This window comes from Flavobacterium chungangense LMG 26729, assembly GCF_000735715.2.
Classification (GTDB): Bacteria; Bacteroidota; Bacteroidia; order Flavobacteriales; family Flavobacteriaceae; genus Flavobacterium; species Flavobacterium chungangense.
The window spans coordinates 74,356-96,288 of the sequence record NZ_JASY01000003.1 but is presented as its reverse complement, the minus strand read 5'-3'; the positions used below and the strand labels follow the sequence as shown (position 1 = coordinate 96,288).

At 34.5% G+C, this 21,933-nt stretch carries 21 protein-coding genes; 5 read left to right on the top strand and 16 right to left on the bottom strand.

Going from position 1 to position 21,933, the window contains the following annotated elements; all coding sequences use genetic code 11:
- Window positions 1–150: 150 nt before the first annotated feature.
- The 9 genes from JE46_RS08070 to JE46_RS08030 all read right to left on the bottom strand — a co-directional run bounded on the left by JE46_RS08070 (window position 151) and on the right by JE46_RS08030 (window position 12,148).
- The gene (locus JE46_RS08070) at window positions 151–891 is read right to left on the bottom strand and encodes a GNAT family N-acetyltransferase (RefSeq protein ID WP_031454758.1); all 741 of its coding nucleotides are present in this window, start codon (window positions 889–891) and stop codon (window positions 151–153) included.
- Window positions 892–964: 73 nt separating this feature from the next.
- Window positions 965–1,570 carry a Crp/Fnr family transcriptional regulator gene (locus tag JE46_RS08065; RefSeq protein ID WP_031454757.1) on the bottom strand — a complete coding sequence of 202 codons (606 nt, stop codon included), beginning with the start codon at window positions 1,568–1,570 and terminating at the stop codon, window positions 965–967.
- Between the two features lie 7 nt (window positions 1,571–1,577).
- Entirely contained in the window at window positions 1,578–2,405 is an 828-nt protein-coding gene (locus JE46_RS08060) for a hypothetical protein (protein ID WP_031454756.1), read from the bottom strand.
- A 301-nt stretch (window positions 2,406–2,706) separates the two neighbouring features.
- Window positions 2,707–4,062, bottom strand: coding sequence for a hypothetical protein (locus JE46_RS08055; protein ID WP_031454755.1), 1,356 nt, complete (start codon window positions 4,060–4,062; stop codon window positions 2,707–2,709).
- A gap of 223 nt (window positions 4,063–4,285) precedes the next feature.
- Window positions 4,286–5,704 (bottom strand): TolC family protein, encoded by a 1,419-nt coding sequence (locus tag JE46_RS08050; protein ID WP_031454754.1) that lies wholly within the window; start codon window positions 5,702–5,704, stop codon window positions 4,286–4,288.
- A gap of 129 nt (window positions 5,705–5,833) precedes the next feature.
- Complete coding sequence (locus tag JE46_RS08045) at window positions 5,834–8,998, bottom strand: efflux RND transporter permease subunit (protein ID WP_031454753.1); 3,165 nt, start codon at window positions 8,996–8,998, stop codon at window positions 5,834–5,836.
- An 11-nt stretch (window positions 8,999–9,009) separates the two neighbouring features.
- Window positions 9,010–10,158 carry an efflux RND transporter periplasmic adaptor subunit gene (locus tag JE46_RS08040; RefSeq protein ID WP_394332079.1) on the bottom strand — a complete coding sequence of 383 codons (1,149 nt, stop codon included), beginning with the start codon at window positions 10,156–10,158 and terminating at the stop codon, window positions 9,010–9,012.
- A 309-nt stretch (window positions 10,159–10,467) separates the two neighbouring features.
- Window positions 10,468–11,061 carry a TetR/AcrR family transcriptional regulator gene (locus tag JE46_RS08035; protein WP_031454751.1) on the bottom strand — a complete coding sequence of 198 codons (594 nt, stop codon included), beginning with the start codon at window positions 11,059–11,061 and terminating at the stop codon, window positions 10,468–10,470.
- Window positions 11,062–11,731: 670 nt separating this feature from the next.
- A complete protein-coding gene (locus JE46_RS08030; RefSeq protein WP_031454750.1) occupies window positions 11,732–12,148 on the bottom strand; it encodes a hypothetical protein in 417 nt (138 codons plus the stop codon).
- 160 nt (window positions 12,149–12,308) lie between these two features.
- Here JE46_RS08030 and JE46_RS08025 point away from each other — a divergent pair, with 160 nt between their 5' ends.
- Both JE46_RS08025 and JE46_RS08020 read left to right on the top strand, forming a co-directional pair.
- Entirely contained in the window at window positions 12,309–12,749 is a 441-nt protein-coding gene (locus JE46_RS08025) for a cupin domain-containing protein (protein WP_031454749.1), read from the top strand.
- A 166-nt stretch (window positions 12,750–12,915) separates the two neighbouring features.
- A complete protein-coding gene (locus JE46_RS08020; RefSeq protein WP_031454748.1) occupies window positions 12,916–13,713 on the top strand; it encodes a hypothetical protein in 798 nt (265 codons plus the stop codon).
- A gap of 235 nt (window positions 13,714–13,948) precedes the next feature.
- Here the strand turns inward: JE46_RS08020 and JE46_RS08015 are convergent, their stop codons facing one another.
- The 7 genes from JE46_RS08015 to JE46_RS07985 form a co-directional block, all read right to left on the bottom strand.
- Window positions 13,949–14,323 (bottom strand): DoxX family protein, encoded by a 375-nt coding sequence (locus JE46_RS08015; RefSeq protein ID WP_031454747.1) that lies wholly within the window; start codon window positions 14,321–14,323, stop codon window positions 13,949–13,951.
- A gap of 7 nt (window positions 14,324–14,330) precedes the next feature.
- Entirely contained in the window at window positions 14,331–14,795 is a 465-nt protein-coding gene (locus tag JE46_RS08010; protein ID WP_031454746.1) for an SRPBCC family protein, read from the bottom strand.
- A 1-nt stretch (window position 14,796) separates the two neighbouring features.
- Window positions 14,797–15,117: an ArsR/SmtB family transcription factor gene (locus JE46_RS08005; protein ID WP_031454745.1), complete on the bottom strand. Its 321-nt coding sequence runs from the start codon at window positions 15,115–15,117 to the stop codon at window positions 14,797–14,799.
- Between the two features lie 181 nt (window positions 15,118–15,298).
- Window positions 15,299–16,135, bottom strand: a complete 837-nt coding sequence (locus JE46_RS08000) for an SMP-30/gluconolactonase/LRE family protein (protein ID WP_236010789.1) — start codon at window positions 16,133–16,135, stop codon at window positions 15,299–15,301.
- Between the two features lie 100 nt (window positions 16,136–16,235).
- Entirely contained in the window at window positions 16,236–16,535 is a 300-nt protein-coding gene (locus JE46_RS07995; protein WP_031454743.1) for a hypothetical protein, read from the bottom strand.
- Window positions 16,536–16,617: 82 nt separating this feature from the next.
- The gene (locus JE46_RS07990; RefSeq protein WP_031454742.1) at window positions 16,618–17,157 is read right to left on the bottom strand and encodes a hypothetical protein; all 540 of its coding nucleotides are present in this window, start codon (window positions 17,155–17,157) and stop codon (window positions 16,618–16,620) included.
- A 198-nt stretch (window positions 17,158–17,355) separates the two neighbouring features.
- Window positions 17,356–17,706, bottom strand: coding sequence for a VOC family protein (locus JE46_RS07985; protein ID WP_031454741.1), 351 nt, complete (start codon window positions 17,704–17,706; stop codon window positions 17,356–17,358).
- A gap of 379 nt (window positions 17,707–18,085) precedes the next feature.
- Between JE46_RS07985 and gnd the strand changes: the two genes are divergently transcribed.
- From gnd to JE46_RS07965, 3 genes are all read left to right on the top strand, one after another.
- Window positions 18,086–18,985 (top strand): phosphogluconate dehydrogenase (NAD(+)-dependent, decarboxylating), encoded by a 900-nt coding sequence (gnd, locus tag JE46_RS07975; protein ID WP_031454739.1) that lies wholly within the window; start codon window positions 18,086–18,088, stop codon window positions 18,983–18,985.
- 200 nt (window positions 18,986–19,185) lie between these two features.
- Window positions 19,186–20,505 (top strand): gluconate:H+ symporter, encoded by a 1,320-nt coding sequence (locus JE46_RS07970; protein WP_031454738.1) that lies wholly within the window; start codon window positions 19,186–19,188, stop codon window positions 20,503–20,505.
- A 4-nt stretch (window positions 20,506–20,509) separates the two neighbouring features.
- Window positions 20,510–21,928, top strand: coding sequence for a gluconokinase (locus JE46_RS07965; RefSeq protein WP_031454737.1), 1,419 nt, complete (start codon window positions 20,510–20,512; stop codon window positions 21,926–21,928).
- The last annotated feature ends 5 nt before the right edge of the window (window positions 21,929–21,933 follow it).

The following is a 21,933-nucleotide window of genomic DNA, read 5'->3' as shown; positions in this document are numbered from 1 at the left end:
GACATTTCTGACTATTTTAGGGGCATTTGGGACAAGATTATGTGTTTCGTTAACACCACAGTTTGTCATCCTGACCAAGGATCTCCACAAATAGCTGTATAAAGATTGATTAAGGATAATCAGATTAAACTGTATTGGAAATTGGAATTTTTAAGTATTGGAATTTAAAACATAGTTTTTAATCAAAAATAAATCTTCAAAACCTAATCGTGTATAAATGTCTTTTCCCATAGCTGATGCTTGTAAATGTGCAGTTTCAGCATTTAAATCGATAGAAAGGTTCATTGCAAATTTCATGATTTCTTCGGCGAATCCTTTTCTGCGCATTTCGGGAATTACGCCAACGCCATGAATACCCATATCTTTTCCGGTTTGGTAAAGCATAAAAGTTCCTATTGGTTTTTTATCTGCAGCAACCAAATAAAAATGCACGTTTTGATAATCCTGAATTAGAATTTCCTTACTGATGACATAACCAAAAGCATTCGGATAAACATCGGCCCAGATTTTAGCATCTTCTTCAGTAGTAACTTTTTTGAAAGTTAAATTATTTTGAAGCGTGAATTTTTGATTCAGTTTTAAAAACATACCCATTTGTTCAGTTTTGATTTCGAAGCTGTTTTGTTCGAGAAGCTGATTGGAATTACTCTCAAAAATATCCCAATAAGGAATTATCAAACCAGGATTTTTATGTAAAATTTGAATGATTTTTGAAAGATCTTCAGAAGTAATATCTTCTTTAAACCATAATTTATTTGGCCAGCCAGAGTTTTTTATTTTACAATAGGCAATAGAATCATTTTTATAATAGGCAAGGAAGGGAGTTCCAATGGTTTTCCAGAATCCGGTTAAATTGTCAATATTATCTTTGATGAGGTCTGTGTTTTTCATTTTTGGGAGACGAATTTAAATCATACCGCAAAGATAAATTTAGCTTTTCTGAAAAGCCTTTACATATGTTGATTTACAAATCTTTTTCGAGACTTTTTCTGATTCGGCTTAACTGCGTAGGTGTAATGCCTAAATGTGATGCAATATGCAATAGCGGAACGCGGTCTGCAATTTCGGGATGTTTTTCAAGAAGTTTAACATATCTTTCAGTAGCGTTTTGCATAACTAGCGCTACTTCTCTTTGTTCTTTTTCAATAATCCAGGTTTTTTCTAAATGAGCAATATAGAAGTTTTTCAGATCGTCATTTTCGTTAATCAGCTCCATATATTTTTTATAGTTGATGTTGATTAAAACACAGTCCTCCAGAGCTTCAATTGTAAAATTCGAAGGTGTCTGCAGCATTAATGAAACTTTAGACCCTGCAAATGAATTTTCAGGAAAAAGGTTTTTATTGTAAAAATTTCCCTGCTGGTCTGTAATGAATGCTCTCAGAATTCCTTTTGCTATAAAATGAAGGTTTTTAGCAATTTCTCCATTTTGTAATAGTGTTTTTCCTTTTTTAAGGGTTTGAAATTCTGTGCTGTTTTGAATTAGTTTCCATGATTGCTCAGAAATTGGATAATAACTTTCAATAGTTAGTTTTAGATTGTTGAGGTATGTTTCTTTATTGAATGTCATTTTTGTTTTATTCGAAGCTAACTCTTAAGGTATTCTCTACTCTGGCCTTATTTCCTTTATAGGTTCCGGGTTTCCAATTGTTGTAATCTTTTCTTAGAGTACTTAAGGTTAAGTTAATTATATCTTGTTTGTATTTTTTGTCAATGCCTTTTTCATTTACCCAATTGGTTTCTTTTAAGTTACTTATTGTCCCATCTTTTTCTACAATAAAATTGATATCAGTAAATAGATGATGCATACTTTTTCTATTTATAGGTAAATCTGTTTTTATTGTTGTGTAATAATCACTTTCAATAACAATTTTTGGGTTTAATATTTTTGGTTTTTCATTTGGCTCTAAATCGTAGATACTAATTATTTTATTATTGATGCTGATATTTTTTATGAGAATATTTATCGCCTCATTTTCTATTTCTGACCTATAATTTTCTCCGTATTTTGCTTTCATTTTTAAATCTATATAAGCCCTATAACAGCCTTGTGTTTGTCCGTCATAAATGACGCATCCTAAATCCTGAATCCCTAGTTTGAACTTTTTCCTTTTTAAAACTTCTTTAATTTCTTCTTCATAAGGTTTAAAATCACATCCAAAACATATTGTATGAACATAAACTCCATCGTATTTTAAAAGATCATTTTTTGCTATTTCAATTTCACCATTGCATAAACTATCTGTCTTGGGAACGTTTCTCATATATTTTTCATAGTCTAATGGTGGAAGAGGTTTGACAATTTTGGTTCTGTCTATTTCTGATGTATTAGATATTTTTTGATCCTTCTTGCAGCTAATTGTAGATATAAAAATGATAAAGAATATGAAGTAATACTTTTTCATAAGGTCATTAGAGGTTGATGTAATTTACATGAGTAAATATATGAAATTATAAAAATATACTGTGAGGAGTTTCGCGTGAAGATCCTTCCTATATGAGGATAACAAAAATGAAGATAAATCTGAAAGAATATTTTTTATGAAAACCGATGTCTTAGCCGTGATAGAAGCGGCATCCTTTTATGCTGGCGTTCACCATAAAAGATACAGCAGATTGCTTCGCCAATTGCAGGACACAGCTCCTAAAAAAAAACGCCATGAAGCTAAAAGTTTCACAGCGTTTAAAAGTTTTTGTCAGAATGTATTATTCATAACAGGTATAATCTATTTTGATTGTTTTAGCAGTACCATCTTTGGTGAAATTGAAGGAATCTACCAAATTGAAGTCATCTAAATGAAATGTTCCCCATAGTTTGTAATTATCATTTTGATCGGCGCGTTCTGCTTCAGAGTAATATTTATCATAGGTTCTATCGTTTTTTTTCTCTATTTTGGATTTTCTGAACTGAAGGACTTCTTTATTCTGATAGGAGGTGTAGGTATGAATATACGGAAACTTGTTATTTGGACCACCACAATTATACGACCAGACAACATTATTAATAGAATAGGAGATACAGTTGTTTTCGAATTTTTCTTCTGTAAAAGTATTCATGTATGAAAACTTGTCATCTGTCATTAGGGTATATGATTTTTGTAATAATTTACTATTTTCAAGCCAAAAAACAGTTGTTTCATTGGCATCTCCAATATTTTCAGTAAATATCATTTTGTTATCATCATAATTAATAGAGGAGGTTGTCTGATCCGCTTTTATGATTTTTGTAAGCATGCCATCTTTGTAGATTAATTCTTGTTTACTCTTGTTTTTTCCTTCATCCTCATAGTAAGTTATGATCAAAGGAAAGCCTTCATTGTTGAAAGAAACGCTTTTTAGAGGAACCCGGACTCCTTTCTTTTTAAGAAAATAGGATTCCAGCGTTTTTAATTTTGCAGTTCCCTGCTGAAAAACAGGTACGTTATCTGCTTCAATATCTGGAAAAGGTAACGAGTAACCGCTTAGCAGTTCTTTCATCACTTCTTTAGATTTTGAAGTGACCTTGTTTTTACCTAGTAATGAAGCAACTTCTTTTTTGTATTTTCGGGTATTGATAACATATGAAGATTCTTTTTTTGTTTTCAACTGTTCCGCAACAAATTCAGTAGCCATTCTTTTGCCTTCTTTAATCTGTACTTTATCATCTATTTTTCCGCTCCAGTAAGCAAAAGCCTGAAAAGAATTTCCGTTTCCGGTAATATCTAATGTTTGTTTGTTTTCGAAAAGGACGTAGGTATATTTATTAATGGTTATGATTTCGAGGTTCTCTTTTGGAAAATTGCGTTTCAATTCGGCTTTTTCAGAGTTATCATCATTGCCAGCTTCAACAGTATTTCCTTGTCCGGAAAACTCGCTCACATCGACTAAAAAGACATACTTTTTCCCTTTTTGTATTTGTAGGGTATCCGGCATTATCTTTTCATCTTTCATTTCTATTGTTGGCCCCCCTTCCTGAACTGCTGTAATTTTAGTTTTTGGTATTGGTTTTTTTTTGCCTTTTTTTTGAGAATATCCCTGAAATGAGAATGTTAGAATAAGAAGGATGCTTAATAAGTGTTTCATTTTTAACAAGTTGATATTTTTTATTTATAATTTCTTACAAATATAATTATTTTAAATGTTAAAAATAATCATTTTCTTATATTTTAAATTATCGGATTCATAGAGAGAAAGATTTTACTTATAATCACTAAAAATGTTTTCTTCCGTTATTTATAGAAATCAGAAAACGCCATGATACCTAAGTTTCATAGCGCTTTCAGAAATAAATAATTAAAAACGGGTATTATCTCCAACCTCCGCCTAATGCACGATATAACTCGGTATTAGCAGATAATTGTTCTCTTTTTATGTTTGCAAGTTCTAACTCGCTTTGCAATAAATTTGCCTGTGCAGTTATTACTTCCAGATATTCAGCCATTCCGTTTTTGAATAACAAATTCGAATTTTTAATGGCTTGCTGCAAAGTTTTGACTCTTTCTTTAAGGAAACCTTCCTGTAATTGTAATTTTTCTACTTTTACCAAAGCATCTGAAACTTCGCTAACAGCTACCAAAACAGATTGTCTGAAACTCAAAACTGCTTTTTCCCTTTCGGCAACCGCAATATTATATTGCGTTCTTACTTTTTTGTTATTCAGTAAAGGTTGTGTTAAACCTCCTGCAACCGTTCCGAATAAAGAAGCGGGAATATTAAACCAACTGCTTGTTTCAAAAGAATTTACTCCGCCTTGTGCTGTAATTTTAAGAGAAGGGTATAAGTCGGCTTTTGTAATTCCAACATTGGCATTCGCTACTTTCAAGGCCAATTCAGCACTTTTTACATCCGGTCTTCTGCTTACTAAAGAAGAAGGGATTCCGATTGCAGTATTGTTTTTTACCTCAATTGAACTTAACTGAATGCTTCTTTGTTTTGAATTTGGAAAAGAGCCTGTCAAAACACTCAAAGCATTTTCCTGAATGGCAATATTTTGCTCTAGTAATGGAATCAATTGCGCTGAACTTAGCCTTTGTGCTTCAGATTGTTGAATTCCCAAAGAAGTAACTTGTCCGGCATCAAACTTTAACTTGATGATATTGGTTGTACTGTCGTTTAATTGTACATTTTTCTTTGCGATATCCAATTGTGCGTCTAACATTAAAAGATTATAATATCCTTTCGAAACATTCGCAACAATAGTAGTCTGCAATGCTTTTTTTACTTCTTCAGACTGAAGGTAACCGGCATACGCCCCTTTTTTCTGATTGCGGATTTTCCCCCAAATATCAGCTTCCCAGGAAAGTGATGCTCCGGCAGAATAATCATCTATATGTTTTTGACCTAAAGCCTGATTGAGGTTCATTCCGGTAAAACTGTTGTCAGACGGATTGCTTGTGCTTGCATTCACAAACAAATTGACCTGAGGAACATTTCCCCATTTAGATTGTGTGAATCTGTATTGTGCAATTTCTATGTTTTTAGTAGCGATTTGTAAATCGTTATTTCTGGCCACCGCGCTGTCAATTAATTGAATAATATCCTTTTCTGTAAAGAAATTTTTCCACTCCAAATCTCCAATACTAGTCGTGTCTGTTGAAGCCGATGCACTCCTGAAATTTTCAGGAAATGCATCTTTTGGAGTTTCAATATCCTTAGAAACTTTACAGGATATTACTGTGGCGATCAAAATAGCGATCATCACAATTTTGGTTATATATTTTTTCATTTTATAAGATGTCATTAAATTTCTGTACAAGTATCTTTTTTAGCTTCAAGATCTTTTGAGATTCTGTACGATATATAGCCGATGCCAAACAGAATGGTCACCAGAATTGTCGTTATATAATTTTCCATATTATTTTTCTTCGTTATGAATTACAGCTACCGGTTTTCCGGAAACTTTTTCTTGTAAATGCTGGAATACGATAAATAAAACCGGGATGATCAACAACCCAAGAATTACTCCGGAAACCATTCCTCCGGCAGCACCAATACTAATTGAGTGGTTACCCTGAGCCGATGGACCTTTTGCGCTCATCATTGGTATTAAACCAACAACGAAAGCCAGTGACGTCATGATAATTGGACGTAAACGTAATTTAGCGGCATCAATAGAAGCTTTGACTAAGGCCTGTCCGGATTTTCGTTTTTGGACGGCGAACTCTACAATCAGAATCGCATTTTTGGCAAGCAGTCCGATAAGCATTACCAGTGCAACCTGTACATAAATATTGTTTTCGATTCCGGTTAAACCAATCGCAACAAATACTCCAAATATACCTGCAGGAATCGATAAGATTACAGCCAGAGGCAAAATGTAACTTTCGTACTGTGCAGCAAGTAAGAAATAGATAAAGATCAGACACAGTAAGAAAATAGTTGCCGATTGCCCTCCGGAAGAAATTTCTTCACGGGTTTGTCCTGAGAATTCGTAACTATAGCCTGCAGGTAATTGTTGGGCGGCCACTTCTTCGATTGCTTTAATGGCATCTCCGGAACTAAATCCAGGTTTCGGAATCGCATTAATCGAAATCGAGTTGAACAAATTATATCTTGAAGCAGTTTCAGAACCATAAATACGGCTTAGCTTTACCAAAGTATTTATCGGAACCATTTCGCCATTTTTGTTTTTTACAAAAACACGGTCAATAGCTGTAGGATCTGCTCTGTCGGCAATATCAGCTTGAACAACCACTCTGTAATATTTACCAAATCGATTAAAATCTGATGCCTGTGCACTACCAAAATAAGCCTGCATGGTTTGCAGAATGTCTTTTACTTTGACACCTAACTGATCTGCTTTTTCGTCGTTGATATCCAGTTGTAATTGAGGATAATCGGCTTTAAAACTGGTAAAAGCTACCGCAATTTCCGGACGTTTCATTAATTCACCAATAAATTGCTGAGAAATTCCGCTAAACTTATCCAGTTTGCCTCCGGTTTTATCCTGAAGAACCATATCTAAAGCCTCAACGTTACTAAATCCGGGAACAGTTGGGAAACTAAATACGAAGAAACTTCCACCTGAAATCGCCCCTAATTTTCCGCGGACTTCATTCATAATTTCGTCAATATTTTTAACATCTCCACGCTCTTCGTTTGGTTTAAGCAATACGAAAACAACTGCAGATGATGGACTTGTAGAATTCGTCAATAAGTTGAAACCTGAAATAGCAGTTACAAATCGTGATGAACTTAAACCTCTTAAAGTATTTTCTGCTTCAGTCATTACTTTTTGAGTTCCGTCTAAAGATGTTCCAGATGGAGTGTTAACTGCAATTGCAATAAACCCTTGATCTTCTGTTGGGATAAATCCGGCAGGAGTAGTTTTTACCATTACAATCGTAGCGAAAGCAATTAAAGCCAAACCTCCTAAACTAACCCATTTGTTACGGATTAAGAATTTTAATCCGCCAACATAACGGTTGGTCAAATTCTCAAAACTGTTATTAAATCCGTTAAAGAACTTTTGTTTAAAACCTTGTTTTACGTATGGAGTTTCACCATTGTGTGCGCCGTGATTATCTTTTAAGAATAAAGCGGCAAGGGCAGGGCTTAAAGTCAAAGCATTTACAGCTGAAATAACAATTGCAATTGCCATCGTAAAAGCAAACTGACGATAGAAAACTCCTGTTGAGCCTTCCATAAAACCAACCGGCAGGAATACAGCAGCCATTACCAGCGTAATCGAGATAATAGCACCCGTTATTTCGTGCATTGCTTCATGCGTGGCTACTTTTGGAGACAAATGTTTATGCTCCATTTTCGCATGCACGGCCTCGACCACTACAATCGCGTCATCTACCACAATACCAATCGCCAGAATTAATGCGAAAAGCGTTAGAAGGTTGATCGAGAATCCGAATAACTGCATGAAGAAAAACGTTCCTAAAATTGCTACAGGTACAGCAATAGCCGGGATTAATGTTGATCTGAAATCTTGCAGGAAGATAAATACCACGATGAAAACTAATATAAAAGCTTCAAGTAAGGTATGCTCAACCTGTTCGATAGATTGGTCTAAAGATACTTTTGTACTATAAAAAATATTGTGTTTTATACCAGAAGGAAAATCTTTAGAAGCTTTTTCCATCATTTTATTGATCGCAATCTGAATATCATTTGAGTTAGAACCCGCTAACTGAATAACCCCAATTACAATTCCTTTTTTACCATTCAGACGGGTTAAACTGTTATAAGAATACGCACCCAATTCAACTCTGGCAACGTCTTTTAAACGAAGTACTGAACCATCAGCATTAGAACGAATGGCAATGTTTTGATAATCCTCAGGTTTGGTTAGTTTTCCTTTGTATTTGATTACATATTCAAAAACTTCTTTACTTCTTTCTCCAAATTTACCGGGAGCAGCTTCTAAACTTTTGTCCTGGATTGCTGCCATAACTTCATTTGGCGTAACATTATGAGTTGACATTTGTGTCGGGTTTAACCAAACACGCATTGAGTAATCTTTTACACCTCCAAAAATACTCGCAGAACCCACACCCGGAATACGTTTTAGTTCCGGAATAATATTAATCTGGGCATAATTGGCAACAAAAGTCTGATCGTATTTAGACTCATCATCAGTATACATACCGATTGCCATGATGAAACTGTTTTGTTGTTTCGCCGTGATTACTCCTTGCTGAACCACTTCTGCTGGCAGTTGACTGGTCGCCTGAGCCACCCTGTTCTGAACGTTTACAGCAGCCTGATCGGCATCTGTACCTAATTTGAAGAAAACAGTAATCGCTAAAGTACCATCGTTACTGGCAGTAGAGCTCATATAAGTCATGTTTTCAACACCATTTATAGATTCTTCCAGAGAAGGTGCCACAGAACGTAAAACCGTTTCTGCGTTTGCTCCCGGGTAAACCGCCGTTACCAAAACTGATGGCGGCGCAATATCAGGAAACTGTTGTAAAGGCAATTTCGTAAGTCCAAGTACTCCCAGAATCACCAGTAAGATGGAGATTACGGTTGCCAGTACGGGTCTTTGTATAAATATTTTGAACATTTTCGTAAAAATTATTTTTTGTTAGTTATTTGAGCAACCTTAGCAGCTTTATCAGGTTGGATCACTTGTCCTTCCTGAAGTTTGTCAATACCACTTAATACAATTTGGTCACCTGATTTTACACCGTCTTTTATAAGATAGTTGGTACCGCTTTTACCCACTACAGTAATTGGCATTTTTGTAACCTTGTTGTTTTTATCTACCGTAAAGACAAATACTTTATCCTGCATTTCAATCGTAGCCGATTGCGGAACCAGAATAGCATCGTCATGCTGTAATCCTAAACGGATTCTTCCTGTGTTTCCTGAACGTAAAGTTCCGTTTGCATTAGGAAAAGTAGCTCTCAGCGTAATAGCACCTGTAGTTTTATCAAACTGACCGTCAACCATATCAATTTTTCCTGTTTGCGGATAGGCGTTGTTATCAGCCAATATCAAAGAAACCGGAGGTAATTTTTTGATTTTGTCTCCAATGCTGTTTCCGGAATATTGAGATTTAAAATTGATAAAATCTGTTTCTCCCAAAGAGAAATAAGCAAATACTTCATGTACATCAGAAAGTGTAGTTAAAGGTTCAACATCTGTTGCAGACACCAAACTCCCTTGCTTTTTAGGCAGTCTTCCGATGTAACCGCTTACCGGAGCTGTAACATTAGTATATCCTAAATTGATTTTAGCAGAAGCGACCATTGCTTTTGCCTGCTCGATATTAGCAGCAGCAATTTTTTGAGAAGCTTTCGCTGTTTTTAACTGATAATCAGAAACCACTTTGTTTTGTACTAAAGGAGTTAATTTATCTACTTCTAACTGAGCGTTGATCAAAGCAGCTTCAGCAGCATGAAGACTAGCCAAAGCATTGTTTAACTGCTCACGAAAAGGACGTTCGTTTATTTTGAATAAAGTCTGGCCTTTGCTTACATAAGCGCCTTCATCTACCAAAACACGATCAAGGTTTCCGCTTACTTGTGGGCGAATCTCAACATCTACAGTTCCTTGTATCGAAGCCGGATATTCATTATCAGTAGTCGTATTTTCGCTTGTTATGGCTGCAACAGGTAAAACAGGAGGTGGTGGTGGAGCTGGTGCCTGTGATTTATCTGCGCAACTGCTTAATACAAGTGCCAAAATAAAGCTGGTTATAATTACATTTTTCATTTTCATATTGGTTTTAATTTGTTGGACATTCTCGTTTTTAAAATTTTTATTTCTGGTATGCTTTAGATTCATTTTAAGGGTATTAAATTTTCTAACATTGTTAAGTTAATGGATACAAAAAATTAAATAATTGTGTTTTTAATCTGTTTTATAATCGGTATTAAATTATTTATCGGTGTTAAGTAACGAGCTAAAAAAAAAGTCTTTTTTATGTTAATTAAATCATTTATCACTGTTAAGTAAAAGGGTAAAAAAAAGGATTTGCCAAATTACCTATTAAATCATTTACCGCTGTTAAGTAAAAATGAAATTTTTTTATTGAATTGATTTTGTAATGCCACCAATTGCATCTTTTAGAATCTGATTATTGATTGTTTCCATTATATCACTCTTGTTAATGATATTGATTGCAATCAATCCATGAATTACTGAAAAGAAAGTGAAATATTTTTGTTTGATAACTTCTTCAGTCGGGTTATTGTTTTTCATAATCTCTGCAATAACTCCTGTAAATAATTTATAAGGCATTTTTGCAGCATCACATTGTTCCGTACAACAATTCATCTGAACACCAAACATTACCTGGTACATCTCAGTATCCGTAAAGGCAAAATCCCAATATGCCATCCACATAGCTTCTATTTGATCTTCAGGTCTTTCAAATTTAGATTTAGCATTTTCGAGCTCTTTTCCCAATTTGACAAAACCTTTACCGGTTAATTCTCTTAGGATTGCATCTTTATTTGAAAAGTATTCATATATGATAGGAGCAGTATATTCGATTCTGTCGGCAATTTTACGCATACTCAAACCATTCCAGCCTTCTTCTTTTACGATATCATAAGCAGCGCCAAGAATATTATTTCTGGTCTCTTCTTTTTGTCTTAAAATACGATCTTTACTAGCCATTTTAAATGAGTATTAAATTGTTTAACACTGTTAGGCAAATGTAGGGCGGTTTTTCGAATTACGCCATAATTTTATCATAATATTTTCTTATCGTACAATAAGTGATCTTGAAAAAGCTTGTGAGGTGTTGAATTACTTCAAGTTTAGGATTTTAATTTTTTTTTGAAGCAGAAGGATTTTGACGTTTTAAGACCTTTTGTCCCGCTCTCCATTATATCTTTTGTGGTGAACCCCACCACAAAAGGATACCATTTCGATCAGGGCTAGGCGAGAAGCTCTCATTTTTTATAATTTTTAATCCAGATTCTTCTAAGGATATTTCCACATAATAAAGAAAAATTTTGATAGGAATTATAAATTAAATTGAACCGACAAATGAGTTCCATACGAGCAGGATATGTTTAACCGGAAATGAATATGCTTCGATACTACGGATCTTTTTCATATGCTGTTTCTTTATAACCGGATTAAAATCCCGCCTTACAATATTGATTGAGCCGAATGGCTCTTTTTATATTTTTCATGTTAGTTTTCTCGAAAGGCAAGGATAAAAAATGCGATACAAAACCAGTTTTTCCTGTCTGTTGAATAGGTAATACGGAATCAAAATTTTGGAAATAACTATTTTTAATGTCTGATTATTAATAAAGTATTTGAGATAAAGTTATGATTAATCAAAATACTCAATTAGTTCTTTATCCTCCATTACAATATGATCTGTGATATGAAAGACTTCTTTAATCCAAGGGTGATCTAACGCTTCTTTTCTATCTAGAATATATCCAAGAATTTTATGGTTCCAGGGAGATTCTTCTTTATCCATTAAGCCTATTTGATATTCGTCATTATCACCAATCCATATTCTAAATGGAAATGAAAATCTATTTTTAGGCTCATCATCTGTACCCCAATCACCAATGCTGATTATTCCAATTGCAAATTGATCATCATGACTTTTTGTGAATCTCAAATAATAAATGGCAAACGCATCTTCATTTTTATAGACAAATCGGGTTAGTTTAATTGTTTCATTGTTGCAGCAATCACAAACTTCGAGGATAGGTTCTTCAAATTCGATTCTTATCATTTTACAGGCTTCAAATATTTTTTCAAATGTATTAATTTTTGATTATGATTTACATTTTAGCTTTAGAGGTAATGTGAGAGCAAAAAAACTCTAAACGGATTAATATACTTTACAAACAATTTTTGCAAAAACATTTTGTATTATTACAGAAAAAGTAAAAATGAAACCAGCTTCAATTATAAAAATTGCGATTGTTACTTTAATTGTGCAATCAGCAAAGGCTCAGGAAACTAAAAAGGAGACAACTCCAACAGAAATAAAATATTCGCTTGAAAACTGTGTGAATCATTTTGACCTAAACAAAGCCACAAAAACAAAAGTGGGTTATCAATATTGGTTTGCCGATAAAAATTTCACTCAGGAAAATACACTTAAAATGAGTATCGTCGAGCCTGGGAAATCAACACACGCGCCGCATCATCATCCTGAAGAAGAGTTCTTTTATATCTTAGAAGGTTCTGCTTCTTTTTTCTTAGACGGAAAAACGGTTATTGTTGGCCCAAATACAAGCTTATATTGCCCTCCAAATGCTGAACACGGAATTAGTAATGCCGGAAAAACCGATTTAAAATATTTGGTGATTAAGAAGGATTTGAGATAGTTTTTATGGGCTATTTGCATCAATCACAAGGTTTGCATAGCAGGATTATCTTTAAAAATATTTTTTAAAGTAAAAAACTTAAAATATTTAATAAAGAAACATGAAAATACTTAGTATTTAAACTTCTGTTTAATATTTTTGAGGATTATTAACTTAAATTATATAAATGAGAAAATTAGTTTGTGCTGCTTTGGCTATAATGTTGACAGCAAGTATTTTTGCACAGGAGCTTAAAGTCAAAAATGGAGAAGTAAAACTTGATGATAAGATAGTTGCTTTCATTGAAGGTAAAAAGCAAAATTTTAAAGTTTTAAGTTTAGATAAGCAGTACTCTGTTGATGCAGAATTAAAATTTTTAGAACAATCAGGAAAAAGATGGATGGTTTTGAAAAGTGATAAATCAGGAAAAAGCAACGAAGTTGATTATAAAAAATTTAATCCCTTAAACCAGCAAAAAAGTGCAATGGAAGCATTTATTGATAAAGGTTTCTTAAGCGCCGAAGGATTAAATACAGAGGCTATCGAAAATTTCCTGAACGGAGAATCAACCGGAGTTTCCAGTAAAATTAAAGCAGATGCAAATGCTGCCGATGACGCCCAACGACGTATAGCTGGTTATAAAGTTACCATAGATGATTCAGGAAATATATACAGAGTAATTGGACAAAATCCTGATAAAGTAAGATTTGGCAATATTAAAATTGTGTCAACAACAAGTTTAGGAGTTCAAAAATACGAAGTATATGATTTAAATAATGTATTGACCGGAACCTGGTATAATATGAGTAGTAAACATCCGGGATATGATAAATTTTTATACGAAGAGTTAATCACATTTGACAACAAAGTTTTTAATATTAAATACGACAGTTTTGGTAATACACTGCAATACAAAATGAGTTTAGACAGAACTGCTCTGAATATTGTAAATGTTTTGATTGACAACGGATACCTGAAAAAATAAATTTCAGCAGAAAGATTTAAAAAATTACCCTTACATTTCGTTGTAGAGTTTTGAAAAAGGGCTTGACGTGTTGGTTAGGGTAAGAATAAAAACCTTCGCCAAACTACCCAAATGGATAGAAAGACGAAGGTTTTTTATATATATTATTTTGCAAATACCTTTATTTTAGTATAAATTGTTAGAGAAATTTTATTCGAGAGATGATGTATCTTGATAGAATGAATCAAGAGAATATCTAACTGACTCTTCTGTCAGCAGGTCTGAAATACCAGGATAAAAAGGTAAGCAGTAAAAGTAACGTTGGTCCAAAATATTCCACAGCACTGTCACCAACCGCAAAATGCGAGAAAATTGCTCCCGTCATCACAAAGAAAAAACCTGCATAAGCCCACTCTTTCAATAATCCCAATTTTGGAAGTAAGATTGCAACTGCACCTAATAATTTCCAAACACCAATAATCGTCAAAAAGTACGCAGGGTAACCTAAATGTAAACTCGTTTTATCCACTTCTTCTTTCAGTTTAATAAGCTGTACGATTCCCGTTGAAACCATTCCTAATGCCAGCCAAATGGTAGCGATCCAATAAATAATTTTGTTTCTTTTTTTCATTAGAATATTATTTTAGTGATGATACAATTTCCTGTAGTCTGTTGTGTGCCATATTGATTCCCAGTGCAAACGGCATTTTAAGCAGTTGATCCCTGAATTCGATGGACTTAAACACAATCTGCATGGTAAGTTTGCTGGTAGTTTCAGTCCTTTTTTCAAATTCAAGGTATTCCAATTGGACTGGAAAAGGTGTGTTTTCCATTTCAAAGGTTCTTGTGATTTTTTCGTTTAAAACAAACTCATGAATTACGCCGTTTGCCTTAAATACTACATTTCCGTCATATGAAGTTTCAAAGGCATAACTGCCGTGTTTTTTGCTTTCCAGTTTCAAAACTTTTGTACCCATCCATTGTTCAAAAAGGTCTGCTTCTGAATAGGCTTTGAATACCAATTCTACAGGCAGGTCAAATTCCCGGGTTATGGTTAATTCCTGTTTGCCGTCTTTGGCATGTACTTTTGTTTTTTCTTCCATGTTATTCTTTTTTATAATTTTTCATGACTTCTTCCAGTTTATTGAATTTAGTATCCCACATCTTGCGGAAGGGTTCTATAAATTCGGCTATTTCTTTTATTTTATTTGGGTTAAAATGATAATAAATTTCCCTCCCTTGCTGCTCTTGTCTGAGTAGTTCACACTCAGTCAGTATTTGTAAATGTTTTGAAACTGTGGGTCTTGCAGTATCAAAGTTAGAAGCAATGGCTCCCGCTGTCATCGATTGTGTCGTAAGCAACAACAGTATCGATCTTCTGGTAGGATCGGCAATGGCCTGAAATACGTCTCGTCTTAAATTCATTATGAAGTTATTTGACTACAAGTATATGCGTAGTTATTTAACTACGCAAATTTTTACAGTTATTTTTCATGTAATTTTTGGGTAAGTGCAATAATTACAGATTCTTAGAAGCTAAAATCTATTTGAGGTTCGAAATAGAGGATTTAAAAATAGTATAGATCAGGAATACTTTATTCGCTAATTATTTCATTCCCCTAACATTCATCTCTAGCGTATAAACGCTTTTCCCTGCAGTAATAAATAAGGTTTTGAATTTTTTTCCTCCAAAACACACATTTGCTGTCCACAGTTCTTTTACATCTATATGAGCAATTTTTTCTCCTTTTGGATCAAATACAGAAACTCCTTTTCCGGTTAAATAGATATTTCCGGACTCGTCAATTGTAATTCCGTCTGAACCGGATTCGGTAAAAAGTGTTTTTTCACCTAATGTTCCATCATTGTTGATTTTATAAGAGTAGGTTTTGTTTGCTTCAATATCAGCAACGTATAGTATTTTTCCATCCGAAGTTCCAATAATGCCGTTGGGTTTTATGAGGTCGTTGGCAACGTTGGTAATTTTAGTTTTATCAGGTGATAAATAATACACAGATTCTTTCTTTATTTCTTTGGAGGTATGAGCCCAGTAGTCTCTTTGGTAAAAAGGATCTGTAAAATAAATTCCGCCTTTCGGGTCAACCCAAAGATCATTAGGACCGTTGAGCCTTTTGCCTTCAAAATCATTTACCAATACCGTAACATTTTTGTTTGGATCAATTTTCCAAATTTCATTTTTTTCATCGGCGCAGGCCAAAAGATTCCCTTCGCGGTCAAAATACAAACCGTTGGCTCTTCCTGCATTTTCCATATAAACAGAAAGCACACCCTCAACAGACCATTTCATGATTCGGTTATTAGGCTGATCCGTAAAAAAAATATTGCCTTTTTTGTCTGCAGCAGGCCCTTCTGTAAAACTGTATTGATCTGATAATTTTGTGAGAACTGCTCCTTTTGCTATTAAGTTGTGATTTTCTGACATCTGAGAAAATATGAAATTTGTACAGGAGAAAGTGAAAAGAAAGAAAACAAGTATTTTTATTTTAAGTTTGGAGTGATTCATAATGAAATGCTGAATAATTTTAAGGATTGTATTTTTTTATAAACTCCTTTGCATCACTTAGACTCTTAGGATAATTTACTTTCAAAAAGACATTTTTTTCTATTTGTTCATAAACTGCTTGGAATTTAAAACCATTTTCAACTAATAGTTTTGCCATTTCCCAACTTTTTATTTCAGATTTTTTAGGAGGTTTGAATTTATGATTTACCAAAATCATTTTTTTGCCACATTGAGGACAATTAGATTCTGTTTGATTTTCATAATCATTCCCTTTGCTATATGAAGTTCTGCATTCTAAGCAGATATTTTTATATCCCATTTTTTGATTATAAACTTTAGAAATGATTTAGTGATTTTGATTGACAAATTATTGGTAACGTTGTAGCTGTTACCGCAAGTATTTAATTTTCTATTGCCTCAGGTTGAATCATTTCAGGGCTCATTTTTAAAGGATAATCTTTGTGCGATTCGGCAAATGGTACATCTTTGTTCATTTCCTCCAAAGTTTCCTTTTTACCTTCTTCGCATTGGTATCTCATTAACTCCTTCAAGACTCTATTTCTAATTCTTTTTTGTTCATTATTACTCAGGAGTGGGTCTAATCCCGTTAAAGTTTGGTCAGCAATTTTTTCATTGTAAACTACCCGAATGGAATACCAGTTGCATCCTATTATTTCTTCAGGTCCCTCTTTAAAATAAAGTATGTAATCAGGTTTAATGAAATGATTTTTTACATCTTTCAATTTGGAAAGTAATTTAGGCTCTTTTATGCTATCAATGGAATAATCTTGACAAATTTTTTCCCAGGCTAAGCTATCCAAACAGGTTGGGCTCATGTCTCCAATTTCCGATGTCTCTGAATTAGTAAATTGACAACTATTAAGAACTAACATTGTCAATGTTATAAGCGGTATTGTAATTGTAAGTATTCTTTTTTTCATTAAAACTAATTTACGACTTCCTAAAGTCTTTTTTGTTTTCGTTATATTTTTTTACTAAAGTCGGTTTGGGATTAAATTAAGCCCATTCGGATTTTTTACCCGAGCGACAAGCTAATCATCAAAAAAAATAATTTTCCATTTAAGCCTATTGCCTAAATTCGTTGTAATTGTTGTTGGCTGGCATTTTTTACGTTTCTATTAGTCGTTTTTATATAATTCAATTTTTCTTCCATCAATATCAACAATTATAACCATAAATCCATATTCTGTTTGTGTTGGAGGTAACAAGAATTCGACTTCTAATTCTATTAATTTTTGAATTGTGGTATCAAAATTTTCAATTCCAAACCCTAATCTAATATTTTTGTCAGCTTCAATTTGACTTTTTGTCAAAGGATAAATTTCTAAAACTGTTTTTCCAATGGTTGCAGAATAATGAAATGGCGAATTTCCGTGTTTATGATAATCAAATGTCAACCCAAATACACTATAAAAGTCAGAAAGTTTTTTAGTATCGCTTGTTCTTAAAACCAATAAACGTATTTCCATTTTTAATTTCTTTTTTGAATTTTCTGTTTTTTTACGCTTACCGCCAACTTACTTATACCTAACCACAAAATGACTCCAAATAATTTTAATAAAGCTAGCTTTGTTAAATAAAAATATTTTTTAATACCTCCGCTAAAATAATCCTTTTTTGTTATCAATAACAAAATGACATTTGTTGAATGATTTTTCTGCATTTATTGTAGTTAGTGTGAATTAGCATGTTGATTAAAAAAACAAGTAAATCTTATTTAAAATAAACCAACCTCAAAACACATAATTTAACACATTCCCTCCAAAACCCAAAAATTAAAAACCCAAATCATAACCCATAATTAATTGAAAGTAATATTTTTACGAAACAAATACAAAAAACACACACATGCAAGTAGGAATAATAGGATTAGGGAAAATGGGATTCAATCTCGCCTTGAATTTAAAACGGAACAACTATCAGGTTGTGGCACAGGATGTCAACACCGATTTTGTTTCAAAAATAGGTCAGGAAGGAATTGAAACCGCTTATACTGTTGAAGAACTTTGCCAAAAACTAACCGACAGAAGAGTCATTTGGCTCATGGTTCCGGCTGGCGAAATTGTAGATGGGGTTATTACTTCATTACTTCCGTATTTGTCCAAAAACGATATTATCATTGATGGTGGAAATTCGAATTACAACGATTCGAAACGCCGATATGCGCAACTAAAAGAACACGGAATTGATTTTCTGGACTGCGGAACTTCTGGTGGAACTTCGGGAGCTTTAAACGGCGCTTGTACCATGATTGGCGGAGATGCTGCCGTTTTCGATTATGTAGCCAACATTTTTAAGGATATTTCGGTTGAAAACGGTTTTCTGTATACCGGAGCTGCCGGAAGCGGGCATTTTACCAAAATGGTCCATAACGGTATCGAATACGGCATGATGCAGTCTATCGCAGAAGGATTTGAGGTTTTTGAGCATTCCGAATTTGATATCGATTTTCAAAAAACGGCAAAACTCTTCAATCACGGTTCCGTAGTACGCAGCTGGCTGATGGAACTGACAGAAAATGCCTTTTCAAAAGATGCCAGACTCGACGGAATAAAAGGAATCATGCACTCTTCAGGCGAAGGAAAATGGACACTCGAAACTGCTTTGGATTTAGGCGTTCCAACTCCGGTAATTGCCCTTTCGATTATGATGCGTTACCGTTCTCAAATGTCGGATACCTTTTCAGGAAAAGTCGTAGCAGCACTTCGAAACGAGTTTGGAGGACACGCCGTAGAAAAAAGCGAATAATAGTTTAAACGTTTAATTTAAACACATAGAAACATAGGTTTTTCTTTTTTTGAAAATATAAAAGAGACACTTATTTCTCAACACATAGCTATGAGTTTTTAAATAAGTGAAACGCCTTAATGAGCTTACAAAATCTATGATTCTATGTGTTTAAAACAATTATACCCAAAGAATAGTATTCATTTATCATTTCGAAACCTATGTCATTACTGATTCTGATTGCCAGTATTCTTTTATTGCTAATCCTGATTTCCGGGGTGAAACTCAATGCTTTTATTGCCTTGGTTATTGCGGCCTTTTTTGTGGGAATTGCAAAAGAAATGCCTTTTACGGATTTAATCAATTCGATTCAGCAGGGAGTCGGAAGCACGTTAGGTTCTTTGATTTTGATAATTGCTTTTGGCGTTGTATTAGGAAATCTGCTTTCTGACAGTGGTGCTGCACAACGGATTAGTTCGGTTATGATTCGTTCTTTCGGGGTCAGGCATATCAAATGGGCGATGGTTATTACCGGTTTCTCAGTTGGGATTTCTATGTTTTATAATGCAGGTTTCATCATTTTGATTCCGATGGTTTTTGCTGTAGCCAAAAGTACAAAACAACCCATTATTTATCTCGGTATTGCGATGGCTTCGGCGCTTTCAATCACACACGGTTTTTTACCGCCGCATCCGGGACCCACAGCAATTGCGGTTATTTTTAAAGCCAATATCGGCAAAACACTTTTATATGGACTTTTGGTTGCCCTTCCTGCGCTTTTTGCTGCCGGAATTGTGTTTCCTGAATTCATCAAAAAAATCAATGCTTTTCCGCCAAAAGGATTATTCGAAAGCAAGACATTTACAGAAGCAGAAATGCCTTCTTTCGGAATTAGTATTTTAACGGCATTGGTTCCGGTTTTTTTAATGGGAATGGCAACCCTCAGCGAATTGGCTTTACCGGAAGAAAGTACATTGCGTTCTGTTTTGCTTTTTATAGGAAACCCAACCACTTCTATGCTGATTGCGGTACTTTTTGCTGTATTTTCATTGGGTATTTTTCGCGGAAGAAAAATGCAGGATATCATGGATAAGTCGGGTAGTGCCATGAGCTCTGCCACGATGATTATTTTGATTATTGGGGCAGGAGGGGCTTTTAAACAAGTACTCATCGATAGCGGAATGGGAACAGATTTGAGTCAGTTTTTCGAAAAATCATCGCTTTCTCCGCTGGTATTGGGCTGGCTGATTGCGACAATAATCAGGATTGCTTTAGGATCTGCCACGGTTGCCGGATTAACAGCAGCAGGAATTGTACAGCCTTTGGTAGTTGCTTCGGGTGTAAATCCGGAATTAATGGTGCTTTCCATTGGTGCCGGAAGTTTGATGTGTTCGCATGTCAACGATACCGGATTCTGGATGTTCAAGGAATATTTCGGCATCAGTGTTTCAGATACTTTTAAAACCTGGACCGTAATGGAAACCATTATTGGGGTAATGGGACTACTAGGTGTATTATTGCTGAATTTATGTATTAAATAAAAAAATGGAAAAACTTTATATAGGAATAGACATAGGAACTACAGCTACAAAAGCAATCTGTTTTGATGTACACGGAAACGTAATCAGGCAGGTTTCACATCCGTATACTATGTACCATCCCAAACCGAATTGGAGTGTGCAGCATCCACAGGAAATTTTAGAAACGGTTTTAAATTGTATCAAAGAAATTACAAAAGGCATTCAGCCAGAGTTTATCAGTTTTAGTTCGGCCATGCAGAGTATTATCGCCATTGATGAAAACGGAAACCCATTGACAGATGCTGTTTTATGGGCTGATAACAGAGCCAGCGGAATTGCTAAAGAACTTAAAAATTCCGAAAAAGGAAAGCACTTTTACGAGAAAACCGGAATCCCGATTCATCCTTTTTCACTCATGACCAAAATAGCGTGGTTTAAGGAATTTGATTCGGAAGTGTTTTCCAAAGCCTTTAAATTCATAAGTATTAAAGAATATGTCTGGCATCATTTAACCAATGAATATTGTACAGATACTTCAATGGCTTCGGGTACAGGATTATTAAACATCCATACTTTAGAATGGGATGATGAAGTTTTGGAATATTTAAATATAAAACCTCAACAATTATCGAAAGTCTGTGAAGTCACGCATCAATGCAAAGGCATTTCAGATGATTTTCTGTATGTGATTGGAGGAGGAGATGGTGCTTTGGCCAATTTGGGAACCGGAGCGATGAACAAAAATTGTATGGCGCTGACCATTGGTACAAGCGGTGCAGTGCGATTGCCTATTGAGAAACCGTATGTAGATGAACAGATGCGTACGCAATGTTACCATTTAATAGATAACCAATATCTAACTCTGGGAGCTGTCAACAATGGTGCTATTATTTTGCAATGGCTCAGGGAAACTTTATTAAAAACAGACCAGTCTTTTGAAGTGCTTTTTGAAGAAGCAGAAAAAATCTCTGCCGGTTCTGAAGGTTTGCTTTTTGTACCCTATCTGTTAGGTGAAAGAGCACCAATCTGGGACGCTTCTGCACAAGGTTCTCTTTTAGGAATACAGATAACTCATACGCAGGCACATTTGGTAAGGGCAACTTTAGAAGGTATTTTGTTTGGGTTGTTCCAAATCACAGAAATTTTGCTTCCTGATCCCGAAAAAAGAAAACAAACCAAAGTCATGGCTAGCGGTGGATTTGGAAAAAGTGAATTGTGGCTTCAAATGGTTGCAGATATTTTTCAAATGACAGTAGAAACCTCGCAAACCATTGAAGGTTCTGCCTGGGGAGCTGTTTTAATAGGGATGAAATCCTTAGGAATTTACATAACCACCGAAAACAAAACCGGAAAGACTTTTCTACCGAATGCTGTGCATAAAAAGGTATACCAAGATGCTTTTACTAAGTTTAAAAAGGTTTATCCAGTATTGAAGGATTTGTAGTGACT